The following is an 18,339-nucleotide window of genomic DNA, read 5'->3' on the forward strand; positions in this document are numbered from 1 at the left end:
ATTAACTTGTGGTTCGGTTGTGTGTGTTTGATTAAAAACGTCATCACGCTGAATGGTCAGCTAGTTGTTTGATGAGGTTTTACCGTGAGCGCAGTAAATAAAAGCAAAGTATTCCGGCCATCTAAAGTTGCGCTGGCTGAATGGAAATATCGGTCTGCGGCAGATGCCACCGAGCATGGTCTGGTTCTTCGGCATCTGGAAGATGCTTTGAACGATTACCGCGAAGAACACGATATAGACTGGTATGGGCGTGAAGTAGAGTTGCAACCAGGATCTGCACTGCATGAAATATATAACCCCGGCAGACTTCTGCTCAATGAACTGCTGAAAACCGGGCCGGTCATTGGTGCAATCGGTCGAGAGGAGGCGCGCGAGCATAACGGCCTGGTTCGGATTACGGCGGAAGGCAAGATGGAAGTCCGTGCCGTCAGAGGTTGGGTCGATCTGGTTGCGGCGCAGTATTTCGAATACAGTCAACCTACGCGCTCGACGGTGAATCTCATCGCCGATATTGCCGCAGTCGCCGGCGGTTTTGTATGGCCTGATCTGGATGTAACCCTGGATCAGTGGTTCAAGTTTCATGATATCGATCTTCCTGACACCAAGTCCAAGATCAGTAACTTGATCGGTTTGTTCAAGTTCTCACCCGAGGTCAGGGAGCCAGTTGGTTTTTGGGAGCACTTTCAATCCAGTGAACAGAGCCATAACGCGCTATCCGAAGAACAGTTTGCAGATATTCGTAGTGCCACCGCCAAATTGATGCCAAAGCGCAAGCTGTTGTCAGCCTTGTACAACGTCACCGGGCGCGCGGATATATCTCACGAAACGGCGGCGCAGCGCCTCGTTGAATTAGTCGCCTATCCAGTTTCGCTGGATCTAGCCAGAAGTTATATCAAAGAGCTGAATTGGTACGGGGCGAATGACGGGCAAACGCTTTCCGAAAATACCCTCCGCCAATTATTGATGACCGCGATATTACTCGACCTGGACCCATCGATCGGCCATCGCCACCTGGTCGAACGGCGAGACCTGTACTCGCCCGACAATGTTGAGCGCCATCCATCAGAGATACTCGAGGAGTACACCGAGTTTGTGCGGAACAAGCGCTGGGTAGATCCGATATTGGCGCCTTTGGTGGTTCATCTCCTCTTGGCATGCAACGCGCCCGAATTTCTGGTCAGGAAAATTCCGAGAGAGGTCACACTCGGATCGATCGCCTGGATCAAGCTATGTCGCGCAGTTGTATTGGTCGAGGCGGTGAAGACCGGAGCCTCGCGGGAATTGACCTATGCACAGATCATCGCTTACGGCGAACTGGAGCCGGTCAGTGAAGCGCAGAAGCATATGCGCGATCTGGCGCTGATCGATCCGATCGTCGAATGGGCTTTGCTCAACCGAATTATCTCCAGAGCCGAGCTCGAAGAGACAGAAGAAATCTGTACGCGACGGGCGATTGACGCGTTTGAGCACCACGCAGAGCAATTTGCCCAGCTAGCCCGCGCATTTTCGACACCGTTACCCAACCGAGCGGAATTGCCCGAGCCCAATTGAAAAAAGCTGCACCAGGCTGCGACACACTGGACGAAAAGGCGCTGTCCGAGAAAGGTGGACAGCAAATCATGTCCATGGTCGAGCTGCATCAGTCGGGCGATCTGGTCACTGGTCAGTGGGACAGGCGCACCGTACGTTTGATCGTAAACGGATTGCTGCAGCCGGCGATCAACTACAACCCTGCGGGTATCAGTATTTATCAGCGCTATCCGCAACTGCTGACCATTGAATCCTGTGACGAGGAAATGGATCGTCAGTTGGCCGTGCATTTCGAAGCGGTGAATGGCGGCATGATGTCTGCCATCAAGCTGGCGTTGGCACAAATGCCGGAAGCGGATCTGCAAGTCTTCATGAATGCCGACATTCATTTTCTCACCGTGCGCGAATCTGCATCTTATGTCACTACGCGCCGGGCCGGCGGACCTTTGAATGTAGGGCTTGGACAAGAAACACAACAAAGCCGGGATGCCGCCACGGGACGCTTCGGTGTTGTGATGTATACGTCTGATGAATACGGCGGTCTCTGTTATGAACTATTCACCTCGCGTGCAGAAATCCGAAAGAATGATGCGCTGGGTGCTTTCATCAGGCGGGAAAGAAAGCTTCAGCAACGCTCAAGAATGAGCGCCAGTGCCAATATGACGACGCCCCTGAGCAACACCGTAACCCAAAGCGTTCCGCTGAACATCAGGCGCTATACCCATGCTGCGGCCGAGGACGCTTCGATTAGCAGCAGTATGGCGATCATCGATTATTTCGGCGCGCTGAAAGCACCAGCGCAGTCTACGCAGTTGCAGCCAGGGTTTTATCAGAAATTCAACGACCCTGACATCGTGCGCATCGCCTTGTTTCTCGCCGAGAACAGACCGTTCCTGAATCAAACTGAGCTCAGAGAGCTCGTGCGAGTACCGACGCCGCTCGAACTCTCCCGGGAAGAGGGCGAACGCTTGCTGACTTACTTCATCGACCTGCTGGTGCCGTTCAAAAAGTGCATTGAGGACATCGCCTCGGGCGAACACAACAAGATGGTTGACGGGGTTTACGGATGTTTGATGGACGGCATCGGCCTGGTGGGAACAGTGGCTGGCGCCAGCTCGAAGGCGCTGAGTATTTCCGCCCGGGCCATTTCCACTACTGCCAGGGCCGCGCGCTTCACCCGGCTGGCGTTTACTTCGGCCATCTCGCTTTTCAATCCCTTCGACGGTGTGCCCTCTGGTCTGCAGGCGGGAAGTAAACTGGTGCACAAGGGCCTGCTGCGGTTCAACAAGAACACTCATGACCTGATTACTCTGGCCAGTGGTCAATTGCACAGGATCAGCGGTCGCCGGCAATCCTATGATCTGCTCGAAGCGGCCGATAACGCGCAATTCGGGTTGGGGAACTGGAGGCCACGCGGGGCTACGCATGACGCCGTCGCCGTGCTGGCCGCGCGCAGTGGGGACAAATGGTACTCGCTGAATCGACGCGGCAACTTGTGGGGCAAGTCTCTGGAGGGTTTTGCGTATCAAGCCCCCTTGCAGCTGCCTGCTTCGCCGCGCACTTTGCCACTCAGTTACACGCGCAAGTTCATCGAGCAAAGCCTGCCCCGCGCACGGGCCAAGATCGACAACGCACTGGAAATCTTCAACCGTCATGATTTCAAACGCGATCGCGACGCGCTGATGAAGATCGTGTTCGGCGATGCTTCTCAGGTGTCCACCGATCGGCTGGTGAACTATTTGCGTTTGATCCGCTTCGATTTCGCCGGTTTCTCCTTGAGCAACATGGTTCTCGACGGCCTCAAGATCAACGACACCCTGGCATCGTTCGATGCAAACAATTACCAGCGCTGGAAAGACGCGGGTTCGAGCGGTGATTGCGCTATAGCGTTTGTTGAAATCTACACGAAAAACTTCAATCGACACTTCGTCAGCATGGGGTTTAACCACGACGTGATCGCCGACGACCTGATCCATGAGCTGTTCCACGCCAGCGCACAAACCGACGATGTCGGCTATGCCACCGACGCCGTGCATGCCAGTGACAGCGGACAGCAGCTGGATGTGTCCGCATTGCTCAATCTGGGGGCAGGTTGCCTGGCGGAGTCGCAGAGCGGCACTGACTGTTATGCCCCGTCCAGAGCCTTCGAAAATGCCGACTCGCTCACGCTGGTCACCTCATTGCTGAGTCAACTGGTCACTGACAAGGTCACTTTCGACCAAAACATGACTGTTCTTGACCGTGCCCTCGAGGCCAGTGCAGGCAGGGCGATTGGCGAGCCGGTAGTCATTACCTTGAACAAGCCTCGCTGATCAAAAGCACTGCCGCCAGCCTGTCGGATGAGGGCGTCAGTGCCAATTTCAATCAGCCAGTTCCGGCCTATCCCGATACTGATCCAGCGCTTCGGGATTGGCCAGTGCATCGGTATTTTTCACCGGCCTTGCGTGCACGACATCGCGCACCGCCAGCTCCACGACTTTGCCGCTGATGGTGCGCGGTATGTCCGTCACTGCAACAATCCGCGCCGGGACATGCCTCGGCGTGGTATTGGCGCGGATCACCTCGCGGATTCGCTGCTCAAGCCCTTCATCCAGTTCGACGCCATCGCGCAGACGCACGAACAGCACGACCCGCACATCATCCTGCCATTGCTGACCTATGGCGACGCTGTCCAGTACCTCGGTGATCTTCTCGACCTGACGATAGATTTCCGCTGTACCGATGCGCACGCCACCCGGATTCAGCACCGCGTCCGAGCGGCCATGGATCATCATTGCGCCATGGGGCAATTGTTCGGCGTAGTCACCCTGCGCCCAGAAGCCAGGAAAGAGACTGAAATAGGACTGGCGCAGTTTTGTGCCGTCAGGATCATTCCACAAGCCGATCGGCATCGCCGGAAAATGCCGGGTGCAGACCAGTTCGCCTTTTTCACCGCTCACTGGCTGACCAGCGTCGTTCCACACCTCGACAGCCATGCCCAGGCTCTTGCCCATGATTTCTCCACGCCTCACCGGTGACAGCGGATTGCTGTTGACGAAGCAGGAAACGATGTCTGTGCCGCCGGACATCGATGCCAGGCACACGTCGGTCTTGAAGTCGCGATAAACGAAATCGTAGCTTTGCGGCGACAGCGCCGAGCCTGTGCAGAGTAGGGTTTTGAGGCTGCTCAAATCATGGCTTTCAAGGGGTCTGGCGCCGCCGCTTTCCAATGTGGAAAGGAACTTGGGGCTGGTGCCAAACACGCTGATGCGTTCGTCGTCGATCAGGTCGAGCAGACGCTGAGGGCCCGGATGAAATGGCGAGCCGTCGTAGAGCACCACGGCGCTGCCAACCGCGAGCGCCGAAACCAGCCAGTTCCACATCATCCAGCCGCAGGTCGTGTAATAGAACAGGCGATCACCGGCACCGAGGTCGCAATGCAAGCCATGTTCCTTGACGTGTTGCAGCAGCACGCCGCCGGTGCTGTGAACGATGCATTTCGGCACGCCGGTGGTGCCGCTGGAGTACAGCACGTAGAGCGGATGATTGAACGGCACCGGGGTGAAATCCGGCTCGCCACCCGGTTCGTAGAAATCCTGCCACAGGGTGACTTCGGCGTCGGTCTGGTAGTCGTCAATGCGCGCTTGCGGACGGGAATACGGCACGATGATCAACTGCTGCAGCGACGGCAGTTGCGCAAGGATTTCGTTGAGCTTGGCGGTCTGGTCGAGGGTTTTCCCGGCGTATTGATAACCGGCGCAGGTGAGCAGAAATTTCGGCTCGATCTGGCCGAAGCGATCGATCACGCCGTGGGTGCCGAAGTCTGGCGACGAGCACGACCAGATCGCGCCGAGGCTGGTGGTGGCCAGCATCGCTATTAGGGTTTGCCAGGTGTTGGGCATGCACGCCGCTACGCGATCGCCTTGCGCAACGCCGGCCGCACGCAGACTGGCCTGGAAACCGGCGACGTGCTCGGCCAGTTCGGCCCAGGTCAGTTGTTCGCGCTGGCCATTTTCCGCAACGGCGACCACTGCCACCGCATCGTCGCGACGGCGCAGCAGGTGTTCGGCGAAGTTCAGCATCGCGCCAGGGAACCACTCGGCGCTGGGCATTTCTGCGCCTTCGCGCAAAACGGCGTCGGGTTGGGTGTGGAAACGGATGTCGAAGAAATCGACGATCGCCTGCCAGAAGGCCGGGCGCTGCTCAATGCTCCATTGGTGCAGGGCAGGGTAGCCATCGAGCTGCAGCGAATGCCGCTGATTGACCTCACGCCGGAACGCGTCCATCCGCGAGCGGGCGATACGCTGGGCGTCGGGTTGCCAGAGGATGTCGGACATGGGGTTGCCTCTTCTTATCGGATTCGTACAGGCCAGGGAGATCATTCCCTGTGAGAGCGAGCCTGCTCGCGAAAGCGTTGTCTCAGTATCCCGAACTGTGTGTGATACACCGCATTCGCGAGCAGGCTCGCTCCCACAATGGTCAGGTGTTTATTGCGCCAACCACCCACCATCAATATTCCACGCCGCGCCGCGCACCTGGCTGCCAGCCTCGCTGCACAAAAACAGCACCAGCTCACCCAGATGCTGCGGCGTGACAAACTCCAGCGACGGCTGTTTCTCGGCGAGCAGATCATGCTGCGCCTGCTGCGGGTCGACGCCCTTGGCCGCGCGATCATCGATTTGCTTCTGCACCAGTGGCGTTAACACCCAGCCCGGGCAGATCGCATTGCAGGTGACGTTGCTGGTCGCGGTTTCCAGCCCGACCACTTTGCTCAGGCCGATCACGCCATGCTTGGCGGCGACGTACGCGGCTTTGCCGGTGGAACCGACCTGGCCATGCACCGAGGCGATGTTGATGATGCGTCCCCAGTTTTTCCGGCGCATGCCCGGCAGGCTCAGGCGAGTGCTGTGAAACACCGAAGACAGGTTGATCGCGATGATCGAATCCCAGCGTTCCACTGGAAATTCCTCCACTGCCGCAACGTGTTGAATGCCCGCGTTATTGACCAGAATATCGACGCCACCAAACTCACGCTCGGCGTAAGCGACCATCTCGGCGATCTGCGCCGGGTCGCTGACATCGGCGGGATGATGCCCGACCTTGCCGCCGAACCGTGCGACCTCGGCGATCACCTTGGAGGCGTCGCCGAAACCGTTGAGAATCAGATTGGCGCCAGCCTTTGCCAGGCTCAGCGCGATGCCCAGACCGATGCCGCTGGTGGACCCGGTTACCAAAGCTGTCTTGCCGGAAAGAGTGGTCATGAATACCTCACACAATGCCAGTGGCGTAGAAAGTGCCGATCACCACGAAAACCGCCAGCGTCTTGATCAGCGTAATACAGAAAATGTCTTTGTAGGCTTCGCGGTGGGTCAGCCCGGTCACCGCCAGCAGCGTAATTACCGCGCCGTTGTGCGGCAGGGTATCCATGCCGCCACTGGCCATTGCTGCCACGCGGTGCAGCACTTCCAGCGGAATATTCGCCGCGTGCGCCGCGCTGATGAACTGTTCGGACATCGCCGCCAGCGCAATGCTCATGCCGCCCGAAGCCGAACCGGTGATGCCGGCGAGCAGCGTCACGGTGATGGCTTCGTTGACCAGCGGATTGGGAATCTGCTTGAGCCAGTCGGCCAACACCAGAAAGCCGGGCAGTGAGGCGATGACCGCACCAAAACCGTATTCGGACGCGGTGTTCATCGCCGCGAGCAACGCACCGCTGACTGCGCTTTTGCTGCCTTCGGCGAGCTTGCTTTTAATTGCCTGAAAACCGAACGCCAACACCATGAGGATGCCGACCAGCAACGCCGCCTGCACCGCCCAGATCGCCGTCAGCTTGGCGATCTCGGTGGTGACCGGCGCGGCCATGCCCGGCAGCGCGAGGCTGTGGGTCTTGCCATACCACTGCGGAATCCACTGGGTGAACAGCAGGTTCATGATGCCCACCGCCAGCAAGGGCGACAGCGCAATCCACGGGTTCGGCAGCTGGAGATCTTCAGCGGTTTCCGGTTCGTTGCGCAGCTCAGTGCCGTAGCCTTCGCCGGCACGTTGCGCCTTGTTGCGTTGGCGCTGAAGAAACAGCATGCCGGCGCAAAACACGAAAATCGTGCCGATCACCCCCAGCCACGGCGCCGCCCACGCGGTGGTGTTGAAGAAGGTGCTGGGGATGATGTTCTGGATCTGCGGTGTGCCGGGCAGGGCATCCATGGTGAAAGAGAACGCGCCGAGGGCGATGGTCGCCGGGATCAAACGCTTGGGAATATTGCTCTGGCGGAACATCTCGGCGGCGAACGGGTAAACGGCGAAGACCACAACGAACAACGACACGCCGCCGTAAGTGAGCAGGGCGCAGACCAGCACGATCACCAGCATCGCCTGTCTGGTGCCGAGCAAACGAATCGCGGCGGCCACGATCGAGCGCGAGAAGCCGGACAGCTCGATCAGCTTGCCGAACACCGCGCCGAGCAGAAATACCGGGAAGTACAGTTTGATAAAGCCGACCATTTTATCCATGAACACCCCGGTAAACGCGGGCGCGACGGCGGACGGATCGGTGAGCAGGACCGCGCCGAGGGCAGCGATCGGGGCAAAGAGGATAACGCTGTAGCCACGGTAAGCGGCGAGCATCAGCAGCGTCAGGGCTGCCAAGGCAATGATCACACTCATGGTGTGTCTCTCCAGGATTGTTGTTTTTATGGGTGGAACGGGTGTGGAGAGGCTATAGCGATTACTGTGCCAATTAGATAACTCGCTGAAATATATGAATATTTCATGTGGATGGGGTCGAGTCTTGGAGAGTCTGTCTCTATTGTGAGACGACCAAAAGATCGCAGCCTTCGGCAGCTCCTACACGGAATGTCGTATTTACTCTGTAGGAGCTGCCGAAGGTTGCGATCTTTCGATCTTGAAGAATCTATCTAACAAAAGAGATCGCTGTCTCTTAAGTGAGACTCAAACGATTTTCAATGCCACCATTTTTTTGTACAACGTCGACCGCCCCAGCCCCAACCGAACCGCAGCTTCCGGCACATTCCCCGCGCATTGCGCCAGGGTCGACTCGATCAACTGCCGATCAAACCGCGCCCGCGCCTGCGCAAAGGTCTCGCCGACAGGCGCTTGCGTGCTCGGTTCGGCCGTCCGCTCAACTGGTGTAAACGCCCCGATCGCCCCACGAATATCCTGCTCGGTCAGCTGCAAGTCATCACTGAGCAATGCTGCCCGCTCCAGCACATTGCGCAACTCGCGAATATTGCCCGGCCACGCATGCTGGCCGAGCAGCGCCAGCGCATCGTGGTGCAATTCATGCTGGCTGCGCAGTTCTTCGAGAATCGCCTCGCTCAGCGCCGGCAGATCATCGAGACGTTCACGCAGCGGCGGCACCTGGATCGGCAGCACATTTAGGCGGTAGTACAAATCGGCGCGAAATTCGCCGCGCTTGATCGCCGCCTGCAAATCCGTCGACGTCGCGGCGATTACCCGCACATCGCTTTGAATCACTTCATTGGAGCCGACCGGTTCGAACTCCTTTTCCTGCAACACTCGCAGCAGTTTGCTTTGCAGCGGCAGCGGCATATCGCCGATCTCATCCAGGAACAGTGTGCCGCCCTGAGCGATCTGCAATTTACCGGTGCGGCCCTTGCGGTCGGCGCCGGTAAAGGCGCCGGGTGCCGTGCCGAAAAACTCGGCTTCCAACAGCGCCTCGGGAATTGCCGCGCTGTTGATGCTGACGAAGGCTTTGTGCGCGCGTGGTGAGGCGCTGTGGATCGCTTGGGCAAGCAACTCTTTACCGGTGCCGGTTTCGCCGAGCAGCAACACCGGCGAATCAGCGCTGGCACTGCGTCGGGCGCGGCGTTTGACTTCGAGGCTGGCGGCGCTGGTGCCGATGAAATGGGCGAAGTTGTATTTGGTCTGCCGCGCCCGCAGCAGCGAACGGGTCGAGGCCAGTTCTTCCTGCATGCTCAGGTAACGCTTGAGCATCGGCGACAGCGTTCGCAACTCGTCGAACAGAGCGAAGCCGATGGCGCCGATGACGCTGCCGGCATCGTCGTGGATCGGCAGGCGCATCACCACCAGCGGTTCCTTTGGCGTGTCCTGCATGTCCAGCAGAATCGGCCGACCGGTGCGCACCACTTCGCGCAGCAGGCTGCCGGGGATCACGCTTTCGCAGGGTTTGCCGATAGCGCCTGCCGCTGAATCGAGACCGAAGCGCCGGGCGTAGCGTTCGTTCATCCAGACGATATTCGCATCGCGGTCAACAATCACCGTGCCCTCACTGGATTGCTCGATGATCTCGAACAGCGAACGGATCGCCAGGGTGCGCACCCGTTGGTAGTCCTTGAGGCTTTCGGTGGTGTTCATCGAGTCTGGTCCTGATTGTTTGTTGCCGGTACCGGTCCCTTCGCGAGCAGGCTCGCTCCCACAGGGGACTGCATCCCAATGTGGGAGCGAGCCTGCTCGCGAATGCCACGCCGCGAATTAGCAGAAAAAAACCTACCCCGGATGCGCCGCCGCCAACAGCTCTTTGGTGTACGGATGCTGCGGGTTGTCGAACACCTCATGACTGACACCACGCTCGACGACCTTACCGTCCTTGATCACGATCATGTCATGGGCCAGCGCGCGCACTACCGCCAGATCATGGCTGATGAACAGGTAGGTCAAAGCGTATTTTTCCTGAAGATCACGGAGCAGGGCGACCACTTGTTTCTGCACAGTGCGGTCGAGTGCGGAGGTCGGTTCATCGAGCAGGATCAGCGCCGGTTTCAGCACCAAGGCCCGGGCAATGGCGATGCGCTGGCGCTGGCCGCCGGAAAATTCATGTGGGTAGCGATGGCGGCTTTCCGGGTCGAGGCCGACTTCCTTGAGCACGCGAACCACTTGCTCGTCGCATTCGTTAGCGGTCGACTCGCAATGCACTTCCAGGCCTTCGCTGATGATCTGCGCCACCGACATGCGCGGGCTGAGGCTGCCAAACGGGTCCTGAAAAACCACCTGCATCTGCCTGCGCCACGGGCGCAGTTGCTTTTGATTGAGACCGTCCAGCGCTTCGCCCTGAAAGCGGATGCTGCCTTCAGAATCGAGCAAACGCAGAATCGCCTGACCCAGCGTCGACTTGCCGGACCCGGACTCGCCAACAATGCCCAGAGTCTTGCCGCGCTGAATGTCCAGACTGATGCCATCGACTGCGCGCAGATACTGCTTGCGTCGAAACAGTCCGCCGCCGACCTGGAAATCGACGCGCAGGTCAGCCACTTCCAGCACGTTTTCACGTTCGTCGCGGGGCAGGGCTTCACCTTCCGGCTCAGCGTTCAACAGCACGCAGCTGTAAGGGTGTTTCGGCTCGGTGAACAGGGTTTCGCAGGGCGCCTGCTCGACAATCTCACCGGCCTTCATCACACACACGCGCTGCGCGATGCTGCGCACCAGATTGAGATCGTGGCTGATCAGCAGCAGCGACATGCCGAGGCGCTGTTGCAGGGATTTGAGCAACACCAGAATCTTGCGCTGCACGGTGACATCCAGTGCTGTCGTTGGCTCGTCGGCGATCAATAGCTCCGGTTCGCAGGCCAGGGCCATGGCGATCATCACCCGTTGCCGTTGCCCGCCAGAGAGCTGATGCGGATAGGCTTTCAGGCGTTCCCTGGGCTTCTGGATGCCAACCAGCCCGAGCAATTCGAGAATGCGCTGTTGCGCTTGCTTGCCGCCGAGACCGCGGTGCAGCAACAGGGTTTCGCCGATTTGCTTTTCAATGGTGTGCAATGGATTGAGCGAGGTCATCGGCTCTTGAAAGATCATCGCGATGCGATTGCCGCGCAGTTCTCGCAGGACCTTCGGATCAGCACCGAGCAGTTCCTGGCCGCGATAGCGGATGCTGCCTCGGGTCTGCGCTTCAGTGTCAGGCAGCAGTTGCAGGATCGAATGCGCAGTCACCGATTTCCCCGAGCCTGATTCGCCGACCAGCGCCAGGCATTCACCGGGGCGGATATCCAGGCACAGGTCACGTACCACGGTCTGGCCATGGAAGGCGACATTGAGGTTGCGGATTTCAATCAGGTTTTCAGTCATGGTCACGCTTCAGGATCGAGGGTCAAAAGCGTCACGCAACGCTTCGCCGATGAATACCAACAAGGACAGGATCAGCGCCAGGGTGAAGAACGCAGTCAATCCGAGCCATGGCGCTTGCAGGTTCTGCTTGCCCTGACCGATCAGTTCGCCCAGCGAAGCGCTGCCGGCCGGCATGCCGAAGCCGAGGAAATCCAGCGCGGTCAGCGTCGAAATCGCCCCGGTCAGAATGAACGGCAGGTAGCTCAGCGTCGCGTTCATCGCGTTAGGCAGGATGTGCCGGAAGATCACCTTGCGGTCAGTCAAACCGAGGGCGCGTGCGGCTTTGACGTATTCCAGATTGCGCCCGCGCAGGAACTCGGCGCGCACCACGTCCACCAGCGCCAGCCAGGAAAACAGCGCCATGATCCCCAGCAGCCACCAGAAATTCGGCTCGACAAAACCGGAGAGGATGATCAACAGATACAGCACCGGCAGCCCTGACCAGACTTCCAGCACGCGCTGCCCGAGCAGATCGACCCAGCCACCGTAATAACCCTGCAACGCGCCGGCAGCGATGCCGATCAGCGCGCTGACAAATGTGAGCATCAGGGCAAACAGAATCGACACCCGTGCGCCAAAGATGACCCGCGCCAGCACGTCGCGCGCCTGATCGTCGGTGCCCAGCCAGTTGACCGAAGTCGGCGGACTCGGCGCGGGTTTGTTCAGGTCATAGTTGGGTGTGTCGTCGCTGAACGGAATCGGCGGGAACAGCAACCAGCCGCCGTCCTTGCGAATCAGGTTCTGCACGTAATCGCTGCGGTAATCGGCCTGAAACGGCAGTTGCCCGCCGAACTCCTGTTCGGTGTGGCGCTTGAGTACCGGGAAATACCACTGGCCCTGATAACTGACCACCAGCGGCTTGTCGTTGGCGATCAACTCGCCGCCCAGCGTCAGCATGAACAGGCCAATGAACAGCCACAGCGACCACCAGCCGCGACGGTTTTTCTTGAAACGCTCGAAACGGCGCCGACCCAGCGGCGAGAGCTTGAACATCAGGCGTTCCTCGCAGCGAAGTCGATACGCGGATCGACCAGGGTGTAGCAGAGGTCGCCAATGAGCTTTATCAGCAGGCCGAACAGGGTGAAGATGAACAGCGAGCCGAACACCACTGGATAGTCCCGCGATACCGCCGCTTCGTAACTCATGCGTCCGAGGCCATCGAGGGAAAAAATCACTTCGATCAGCAGCGAACCGGCGAAGAACACGCTGATGAACACCTGAGGAATCCCCGAAACCACCAACAGCATGGCGTTGCGAAATACATGGCCATAGAGCACGCGGCGTTCGCTCAAACCTTTGGCCCGAGCCGTAACCACATACTGTCGGGTGATTTCATTGAGAAACGAGTTTTTCGTCAGGATGGTCAGGGTGGCGAATCCGCCGATTACCAGTGCGGTGACCGGCAACACCAGATGCCAGAAATAATCGGCAATCTTGCCGAGTGTCGACAACGATTCGAAGTTGTCCGAAACCAGCCCACGCACCGGAAACCAGTTCAGCGAAGTGCCGCCGGCAAATACCACGATCAGGAACATCGCAAACAGAAAGGCTGGCATGGCGTAACCGATGATGATCGCCGTGCTGCTCCAGATGTCGAAGTGGCTGCCGTGGTGCACAGCCTTGCGGATGCCCAGCGGGATCGACACCAGATAGGTGATCAGCGTCGCCCACAAGCCCAGTGAGATGGTGACCGGCATCTTTTCCAGAATCAGGTCGGTCACCGTTGCGCCGCGAAAGAAACTCTTGCCGAAATCCAGCTGCGCATAGTTTTTCAACATCAGCCACAGGCGTTCGTGAGCAGGCTTGTCGAAGCCGTACTGCTTTTCGATGTCCTTGATCAGCTGCGGATCGAGGCCACGGCTGGCGCGCGAAGCGTTGCTGGAAGTCTCGCTGGCGCCACCGCCGACACTGGCACCGCCGATGCCTTGCAGATGGGCGATGGCTTGTTCCACCGGCCCGCCGGGCGCGGCCTGAATGATGACAAAGTTGACCAGCAGGATGATCACCAGCGTCGGAATGATCAGCAGCAGGCGCCGCAGTATGTAACCCCACATCAGTGCGGCCCTCCGGGTCTGCTGCGACTGATTTTCTCAGCGGTCATCTGCTGATTGGTCAGTGGTGTCCGACTGATTTCCCACCAGCTCTCGATGGCTTCGTCATTGCTCGCTTGCACCGTGGGTATGCCGAAGCGGTTCCACCATACGGTCGAAGTACCGGGAGGGTAGTAATTGGGAATCCAGTAGTAATTCCATTGCAGGACCCGGTCCAGCGCGTGGGCGTAATGCAGCATGTCCGACTGAGTAGAGGCGCGGATCAGACCGTTGATCAAAGTGTCGACCGCCGGATTCTTCAGCACCATGTAATTGTTCGCCCCCGGATCGTTGGCCGCTGCCGAGCCGAAGTAGTTGAGCAACTCACCGCCCGGAGACGTAGTGACGGGGTAGCCGGTGACGATCATGTCGTAGTCGCGGCTCATCAAGCGGTTGACGTACTGCGAGGCGTCGATGCGGCGGATGTTGAGCTCGATGCCGATCTGCTTCAGCGTGCGCTTGTATGGCAGCAGCAGGCGATCCATGCCGTTCTGGCTGACCAGAAAGGTGAAGCTCAGAGGCTCGCCGGCGCTGTTGACCAGTTGATCACCATCCGGTTTCCAGCCGGCCTGCTCGAGCAAATCGAGCGCTTGTAACTGCTTGTCGCGAATGATGCCGCTGCCATCGGTCTTCGGCGCTTCGAAGACTTTAGTGAACACTTCTTCAGGAATCTGATCGCGCAGTGGTTCGAGGATTTTCAGTTCCTGTGCGTCGGGCAACTGTCGGGCCGCGAGGTCGGTGTTGGAGAAGTAACTCTGCTGGCGGATATAGACGTTGCGCATCATCTGCCGGTTGCTCCATTCGAAATCCCAGAGCATCGCCAGCGCCTGGCGTACGCGACGGTCCTGGAACATCGGCTTTTGCAGATTGAACACAAAACCCTGGGCCGACTGCGGCGCTTCAGTGGCCAGGTGGGCTTTTTGCAAACGGCCGTCGCTGAGGGCAGGGCTGTCGTAGCCAATCGAATAGCCGGTCGCGGAAAACTCGCGGTTGTAGTCATAGGCGCCGCCACGCAGCACCTGACGGGCGACGTCGGTGTCGCCGAAGTACTCGATGCTGAAATGATCGAAGTTATACAGGCCGCGACTGACCGGCAGGTCTTTGCCCCACCAGTCGCCATTGCGTTCGAAGGTGATGCTGCGCCCGGAGTCGACTTTGCCGACCCGATACGGCCCACTGCCCAGTGGCGGTTCATAGCCGCCGCCGCCAGCGAAATCGCGACTCTTCCACCAATGTTCAGGGAACACCGGCAGGGTCGCGATATCCAGCGGCAGGGTGCGGTTTTCGTTGCTTTTGAAGTCAAAGCGCACGGTCAGCGGCGCCTCGACCTCGACGCCTTTGACGTCGGCGAACTGGGTGCGATAACGCAGGCTGCCCTGGGTCATCAGCAGGTCATAGGTATAGCGAACGTCCTCGGCGGTAATCGGTTTGCCATCGGCAAAGCGCGCCTTCGGATTGATGAAGAAACGTAGCGACAGACCGTCTTCCGAGCGCTCCATCTTCTCCGCGACCAGACCGTAGACGGTATAAGGCTCATCCAGCGAGCGCTGTGCCAGCGGCGAATACAGCAGGCCGTCGATCTGCGTCACGCCGATGCCTTTGTCTATATAAGGCAGCAGATGGTCGAAGTGACCGATTTCGATGGCCGAGCGACGCATGGTCCCGCCCTTCGGCGCTTGCGGATTGGTGTAGTCGAAATGGCTGAAACCGGCGGGGTACTTGGCTGGTTCGCCATAAACGGTCAGTGCGTGTTGCGGTGCAGCGGTCACACCGGCGGCACCTGTGAGCAGGGCGAGGGCGGTGAGCATCAGTGTGGGAAAAACCAGTCGCATCGTCAGCCTTGGAACGCAAAATCGATAAGCGCAAGTTGTACGCGAGCCGCGCGCCACTCGCCAGCCGTATATGTAACTGAAACACAACGGCCCACCAGAAGGCGGGCCGTTGTCAGCAATCGGACGACGAATCAGTCCTGACGGCTGGTGACTTCCAGCAGGTGATAACCGAACTGGGTTTTTACCGGGCCTTGCACGACGTTGATCGGCGCGCTGAACACCACGGTGTCGAATTCCTTGACCATCTGGCCAGGGCCGAACGAACCCAGATCACCACCCTGACGGCTGGACGGGCAGGTGGAGTTGGCTTTGGCGACTTCAGCGAAATCGGCGCCGGCTTCGATCTGAGCCTTGAGTTCGTTGCACTTGTCTTCGCTGGAAACCAGGATGTGGCGGGCAGTGGCTTTAGCCATGGGGGAAATCTCCGAACTGTTTCAATAAAAGGTGGAGCCTACCGGAATCAGTGGGCGAATTCTCGGCAAAGTTCCATTCTGCTTCCCTGACTCTACTCAAAGATCCGCCGCCCGCAGGCGCCGGGCGTGCTCGACATACAGCTCGATCGGATCCGGCGAAGACGCGTTTGCACCCGTACTTCGCCGCAAACTCGCCAGATGATCCATTGGGTAATCAGAGCTGATCACGTGGCCGAGATGGCTGCTGAAGCGTCCGACGAAACCGTCATTCTGTTGGGGTTCGGTGGTGAAATATTGCGACAGGACCCGGCAGATTGCCTGGACCGGCTCCAGCGCTGGCAGCCTGGATTGCGGGACAACCCCGCTCCACGAGTAGTAGCGCACGCCGTTGACTTGCTCAGGGCCCTGGCCGCCCCAGGTTTGCGGCAGCCCTTGTGGAAATTTGTCATTGAATTGACCGACGCCGACGGTGGTCAGTGCGTTGAGTGCGGCCACCGCATTCTGCGGCAGTGCCACGCTGCCACTGAGCAGCGACAGCAAGTCAGCAAATTGCGTCGCCACGTTTTGTGCAACGACTTCCGGCAGCTTGCCTGGGACAAGTGCCTTGCGCAGGAAGTCGGCGAGCTCCGAACCATGGTTCGGACCACTGACGGAGGTGACCGAAGCGACGACGTTTGGGGCAAGCGCCGCCGCATAGCGTGCAGCGAGTGCGCCCTGACTGTGTCCTATAAGGTTGACTTTCTTCGCGCCCGTGCCTCGCAGCACGCAGGCCATCTGTGACAGCAATTGCTCACCCCGCATTTCATTGTCGTGGGTGGCCGAAAGGTGTGGAACAAACAATCGACAGCCAGCCGCTTTCAGCGCGGACTTGACGTCATGGAACAGCTCGAAATGACCGATACGCTCGAACCCGAACAGACCGTGGACCAACAGGATGGGATAACGAGTTGTAGCATTCCGTTGCATGTTCTTACCTTTTTCGTAGAAGTTCATGGGGAAAACACCGGGCCACTCTAAAACACTCATCTCGTTGAAGAAGTACGAAGAGGCTTCACGTTGCGTTTGAAAATGGACTAAGAGGCGTACGAAATTTCGGAGAGCTATGAAATCCGAATCGGAAGTTCATAGGGTCATTTGTCGTCATAACAGCGCGAACGCCCCAGTTGCCTACCTTGGGAGTAGCGGTTACGCCGTGGTCGCGGTGTATTCGGCTGACATTCAGAATCTTCAAAGAAGTCCTCAATGTAGGTGTCAGTGTCGTCATTCGGGACGGCACGTTTTCCAGGGAGTGGAGACGAAAATGAATAGCCATGAAGTCGAGTTTTGCTGGCGGATGCGTCCGTCCGCGGTTGCCGATGTGTCTATCGAACCTCTGATCGCACCGACCATTGACGGGCTCGACGGTAGCGTGCTCGAGCCTTCGCTGGTCAGGGCCGTCGTGCGGATTTCGCCTTATGCCAACATGCGCTGTGGCGATCAGCTGGTGCTGTACTGGGAGGGGCTGGATATCGAAGGCTTTGCCTATCAATACGAGAGCGTTCGATTCATCAGCCAGGCCCAGATTGGCAAAGACGTAATCTTTGTCATCAAGGGTATGCATGTGGCTGCTCTGGATGGTGGTTCGCTGGAGGTTTACTGGACACTTCGAACGGCGTCCGCACCCAAGGCAGTGGAATCTGCTCGCCTGCAACTGTCCGTGGGAGATGTTCGTACGCAACTGTTGGCGCCGCAGATAGAAGGCTCGGTAAACGGAGCGCTGGAGCCGTCGCGAGTGGCCGACGGCACTCTGGTAACTCTGCAGCCTTACGCAAGAATGTCGGCGGGAGACCGGGTGATGTTGTCCTGGCACGGAGATACTTCACCCGAGATCTTTACCGACTCGTTGAAGGTGGAGGTCTACGCCGTCGCGCAAAGCCTGTCGTTCTGGGTGCCGGGCAGTTACATCGAAGCGCACCGTGGCGGCGAGGTGATTGCCGCCTACCGTGTCGAACAGCGCTGTGGAACGATTCGAACGTCGGAGCCTGCGACGGTTTTCCTCGGGCCAGCGGTGCGTGCGCAACTGACTGCGCCGGAGGTCGTCGGGGCGGTTGAAAACGTGTTGTCACTCAAGGATTCGCTCGACGGCGTTTCCATTCGCATGGAAGAGGCGCAGGTGCAGGAGGATGAATTGGTCTATCTCAAGTGTGACGGTGAGTTTTTCAGTCATCGCGATGACCTGGAGATCACCCAGGAGACGGCCGGGCAGCCGGTGAGCTTCATTGTTCCCCATCGATTCTGGCGCGAGCATCACGGCACGACGGTCGAGATTGCCTACACCATCGAACGTCTGGACGACGTCAGTCAGCAATCTGCCGTCAGGCGCATCAGCGTAGTGGCATAGCCCGGGGCGGTGAGCCC

13 protein-coding genes are annotated in these 18,339 nt (G+C 58.7%); 3 read left to right on the forward strand and 10 right to left on the reverse strand.

The window, feature by feature from the left end:
• The first annotated feature begins 84 nt into the window (after positions 1–84).
• Complete coding sequence (locus tag GXB78_RS03040) at positions 85–1,551, forward strand: hypothetical protein (RefSeq protein ID WP_329514110.1); 1,467 nt, start codon at positions 85–87, stop codon at positions 1,549–1,551.
• Positions 1,548–3,842, forward strand: a complete 2,295-nt coding sequence (locus GXB78_RS03045; protein ID WP_329514111.1) for a hypothetical protein — start codon at positions 1,548–1,550, stop codon at positions 3,840–3,842. The genes GXB78_RS03040 and GXB78_RS03045 overlap by 4 nt, the downstream gene beginning before the upstream one ends.
• Before the next feature lie 48 nt (positions 3,843–3,890).
• On the opposite strand, the gene GXB78_RS03050 is transcribed toward GXB78_RS03045, so the two are convergent.
• The 10 genes from GXB78_RS03050 to GXB78_RS03095 all read right to left on the reverse strand — a co-directional run bounded on the left by GXB78_RS03050 (position 3,891) and on the right by GXB78_RS03095 (position 16,908).
• On the reverse strand, positions 3,891–5,846 hold the full coding sequence (locus GXB78_RS03050; protein ID WP_329514112.1) for an acetoacetate--CoA ligase: 1,956 nt from the start codon (positions 5,844–5,846) through the stop codon (positions 3,891–3,893).
• Between the two features lie 150 nt (positions 5,847–5,996).
• The gene (gene hbdH / locus GXB78_RS03055; RefSeq protein ID WP_329514113.1) at positions 5,997–6,770 is read right to left on the reverse strand and encodes a 3-hydroxybutyrate dehydrogenase; all 774 of its coding nucleotides are present in this window, start codon (positions 6,768–6,770) and stop codon (positions 5,997–5,999) included.
• Positions 6,771–6,777: 7 nt separating this feature from the next.
• Positions 6,778–8,169, reverse strand: coding sequence for a GntP family permease (locus tag GXB78_RS03060; RefSeq protein WP_329514114.1), 1,392 nt, complete (start codon positions 8,167–8,169; stop codon positions 6,778–6,780).
• 285 nt (positions 8,170–8,454) lie between these two features.
• Positions 8,455–9,861 (reverse strand): sigma-54 interaction domain-containing protein, encoded by a 1,407-nt coding sequence (locus tag GXB78_RS03065; protein WP_329514115.1) that lies wholly within the window; start codon positions 9,859–9,861, stop codon positions 8,455–8,457.
• Positions 9,862–9,993: 132 nt separating this feature from the next.
• Positions 9,994–11,568, reverse strand: coding sequence for an ABC transporter ATP-binding protein (locus GXB78_RS03070; RefSeq protein ID WP_329514116.1), 1,575 nt, complete (start codon positions 11,566–11,568; stop codon positions 9,994–9,996).
• Between the two features lie 9 nt (positions 11,569–11,577).
• A complete protein-coding gene (locus tag GXB78_RS03075) occupies positions 11,578–12,600 on the reverse strand; it encodes an ABC transporter permease (RefSeq protein WP_329514118.1) in 1,023 nt (340 codons plus the stop codon).
• A complete protein-coding gene (locus GXB78_RS03080; RefSeq protein WP_329514120.1) occupies positions 12,600–13,661 on the reverse strand; it encodes a microcin C ABC transporter permease YejB in 1,062 nt (353 codons plus the stop codon). The genes GXB78_RS03075 and GXB78_RS03080 overlap by 1 nt, the downstream gene beginning before the upstream one ends.
• Positions 13,661–15,529 (reverse strand): extracellular solute-binding protein, encoded by a 1,869-nt coding sequence (locus tag GXB78_RS03085; protein ID WP_329514122.1) that lies wholly within the window; start codon positions 15,527–15,529, stop codon positions 13,661–13,663. The genes GXB78_RS03080 and GXB78_RS03085 overlap by 1 nt, the downstream gene beginning before the upstream one ends.
• Positions 15,530–15,660: 131 nt before the next feature.
• The gene (locus tag GXB78_RS03090) at positions 15,661–15,942 is read right to left on the reverse strand and encodes a peptidylprolyl isomerase (RefSeq protein ID WP_041478733.1); all 282 of its coding nucleotides are present in this window, start codon (positions 15,940–15,942) and stop codon (positions 15,661–15,663) included.
• Between the two features lie 96 nt (positions 15,943–16,038).
• Positions 16,039–16,908 carry an esterase/lipase family protein gene (locus GXB78_RS03095; RefSeq protein WP_329514580.1) on the reverse strand — a complete coding sequence of 290 codons (870 nt, stop codon included), beginning with the start codon at positions 16,906–16,908 and terminating at the stop codon, positions 16,039–16,041.
• A gap of 334 nt (positions 16,909–17,242) precedes the next feature.
• On the opposite strand from GXB78_RS03095, the gene GXB78_RS03100 reads away from it, so the two are divergent.
• Positions 17,243–18,322 (forward strand): hypothetical protein, encoded by a 1,080-nt coding sequence (locus GXB78_RS03100; protein WP_329514128.1) that lies wholly within the window; start codon positions 17,243–17,245, stop codon positions 18,320–18,322.
• Positions 18,323–18,339 lie beyond the last annotated feature (17 nt).

The sequence above is a fragment of the Pseudomonas moraviensis subsp. stanleyae genome (assembly GCF_036283065.1).
Classification (GTDB): domain Bacteria; phylum Pseudomonadota; class Gammaproteobacteria; order Pseudomonadales; family Pseudomonadaceae; genus Aquipseudomonas; species Aquipseudomonas stanleyae.

Excerpts from the sequence above, each read along its gene's own strand:
- GXB78_RS03050 (WP_329514112.1), bottom strand. The coding sequence starts at position 5,846 with ATGTCCGACATCCTCTGGCAACCCGACGCCCAGCGTATCGCCCGCTCG.
- hbdH (WP_329514113.1), bottom strand. The coding sequence starts at position 6,770 with ATGACCACTCTTTCCGGCAAGACAGCTTTGGTAACCGGGTCCACCAGC.
- GXB78_RS03060 (WP_329514114.1), bottom strand. The coding sequence starts at position 8,169 with ATGAGTGTGATCATTGCCTTGGCAGCCCTGACGCTGCTGATGCTCGCC.
- GXB78_RS03065 (WP_329514115.1), bottom strand. The coding sequence starts at position 9,861 with ATGAACACCACCGAAAGCCTCAAGGACTACCAACGGGTGCGCACCCTG.
- GXB78_RS03070 (WP_329514116.1), bottom strand. The coding sequence starts at position 11,568 with ATGACTGAAAACCTGATTGAAATCCGCAACCTCAATGTCGCCTTCCAT.
- GXB78_RS03075 (WP_329514118.1), bottom strand. The coding sequence starts at position 12,600 with ATGTTCAAGCTCTCGCCGCTGGGTCGGCGCCGTTTCGAGCGTTTCAAG.
- GXB78_RS03080 (WP_329514120.1), bottom strand. The coding sequence starts at position 13,661 with ATGTGGGGTTACATACTGCGGCGCCTGCTGCTGATCATTCCGACGCTG.
- GXB78_RS03085 (WP_329514122.1), bottom strand. The coding sequence starts at position 15,529 with ATGCGACTGGTTTTTCCCACACTGATGCTCACCGCCCTCGCCCTGCTC.
- GXB78_RS03090 (WP_041478733.1), bottom strand. The coding sequence starts at position 15,942 with ATGGCTAAAGCCACTGCCCGCCACATCCTGGTTTCCAGCGAAGACAAG.
- GXB78_RS03095 (WP_329514580.1), bottom strand. The coding sequence starts at position 16,908 with ATGCAACGGAATGCTACAACTCGTTATCCCATCCTGTTGGTCCACGGT.
- GXB78_RS03100 (WP_329514128.1), top strand. The coding sequence starts at position 17,243 with ATGAATAGCCATGAAGTCGAGTTTTGCTGGCGGATGCGTCCGTCCGCG.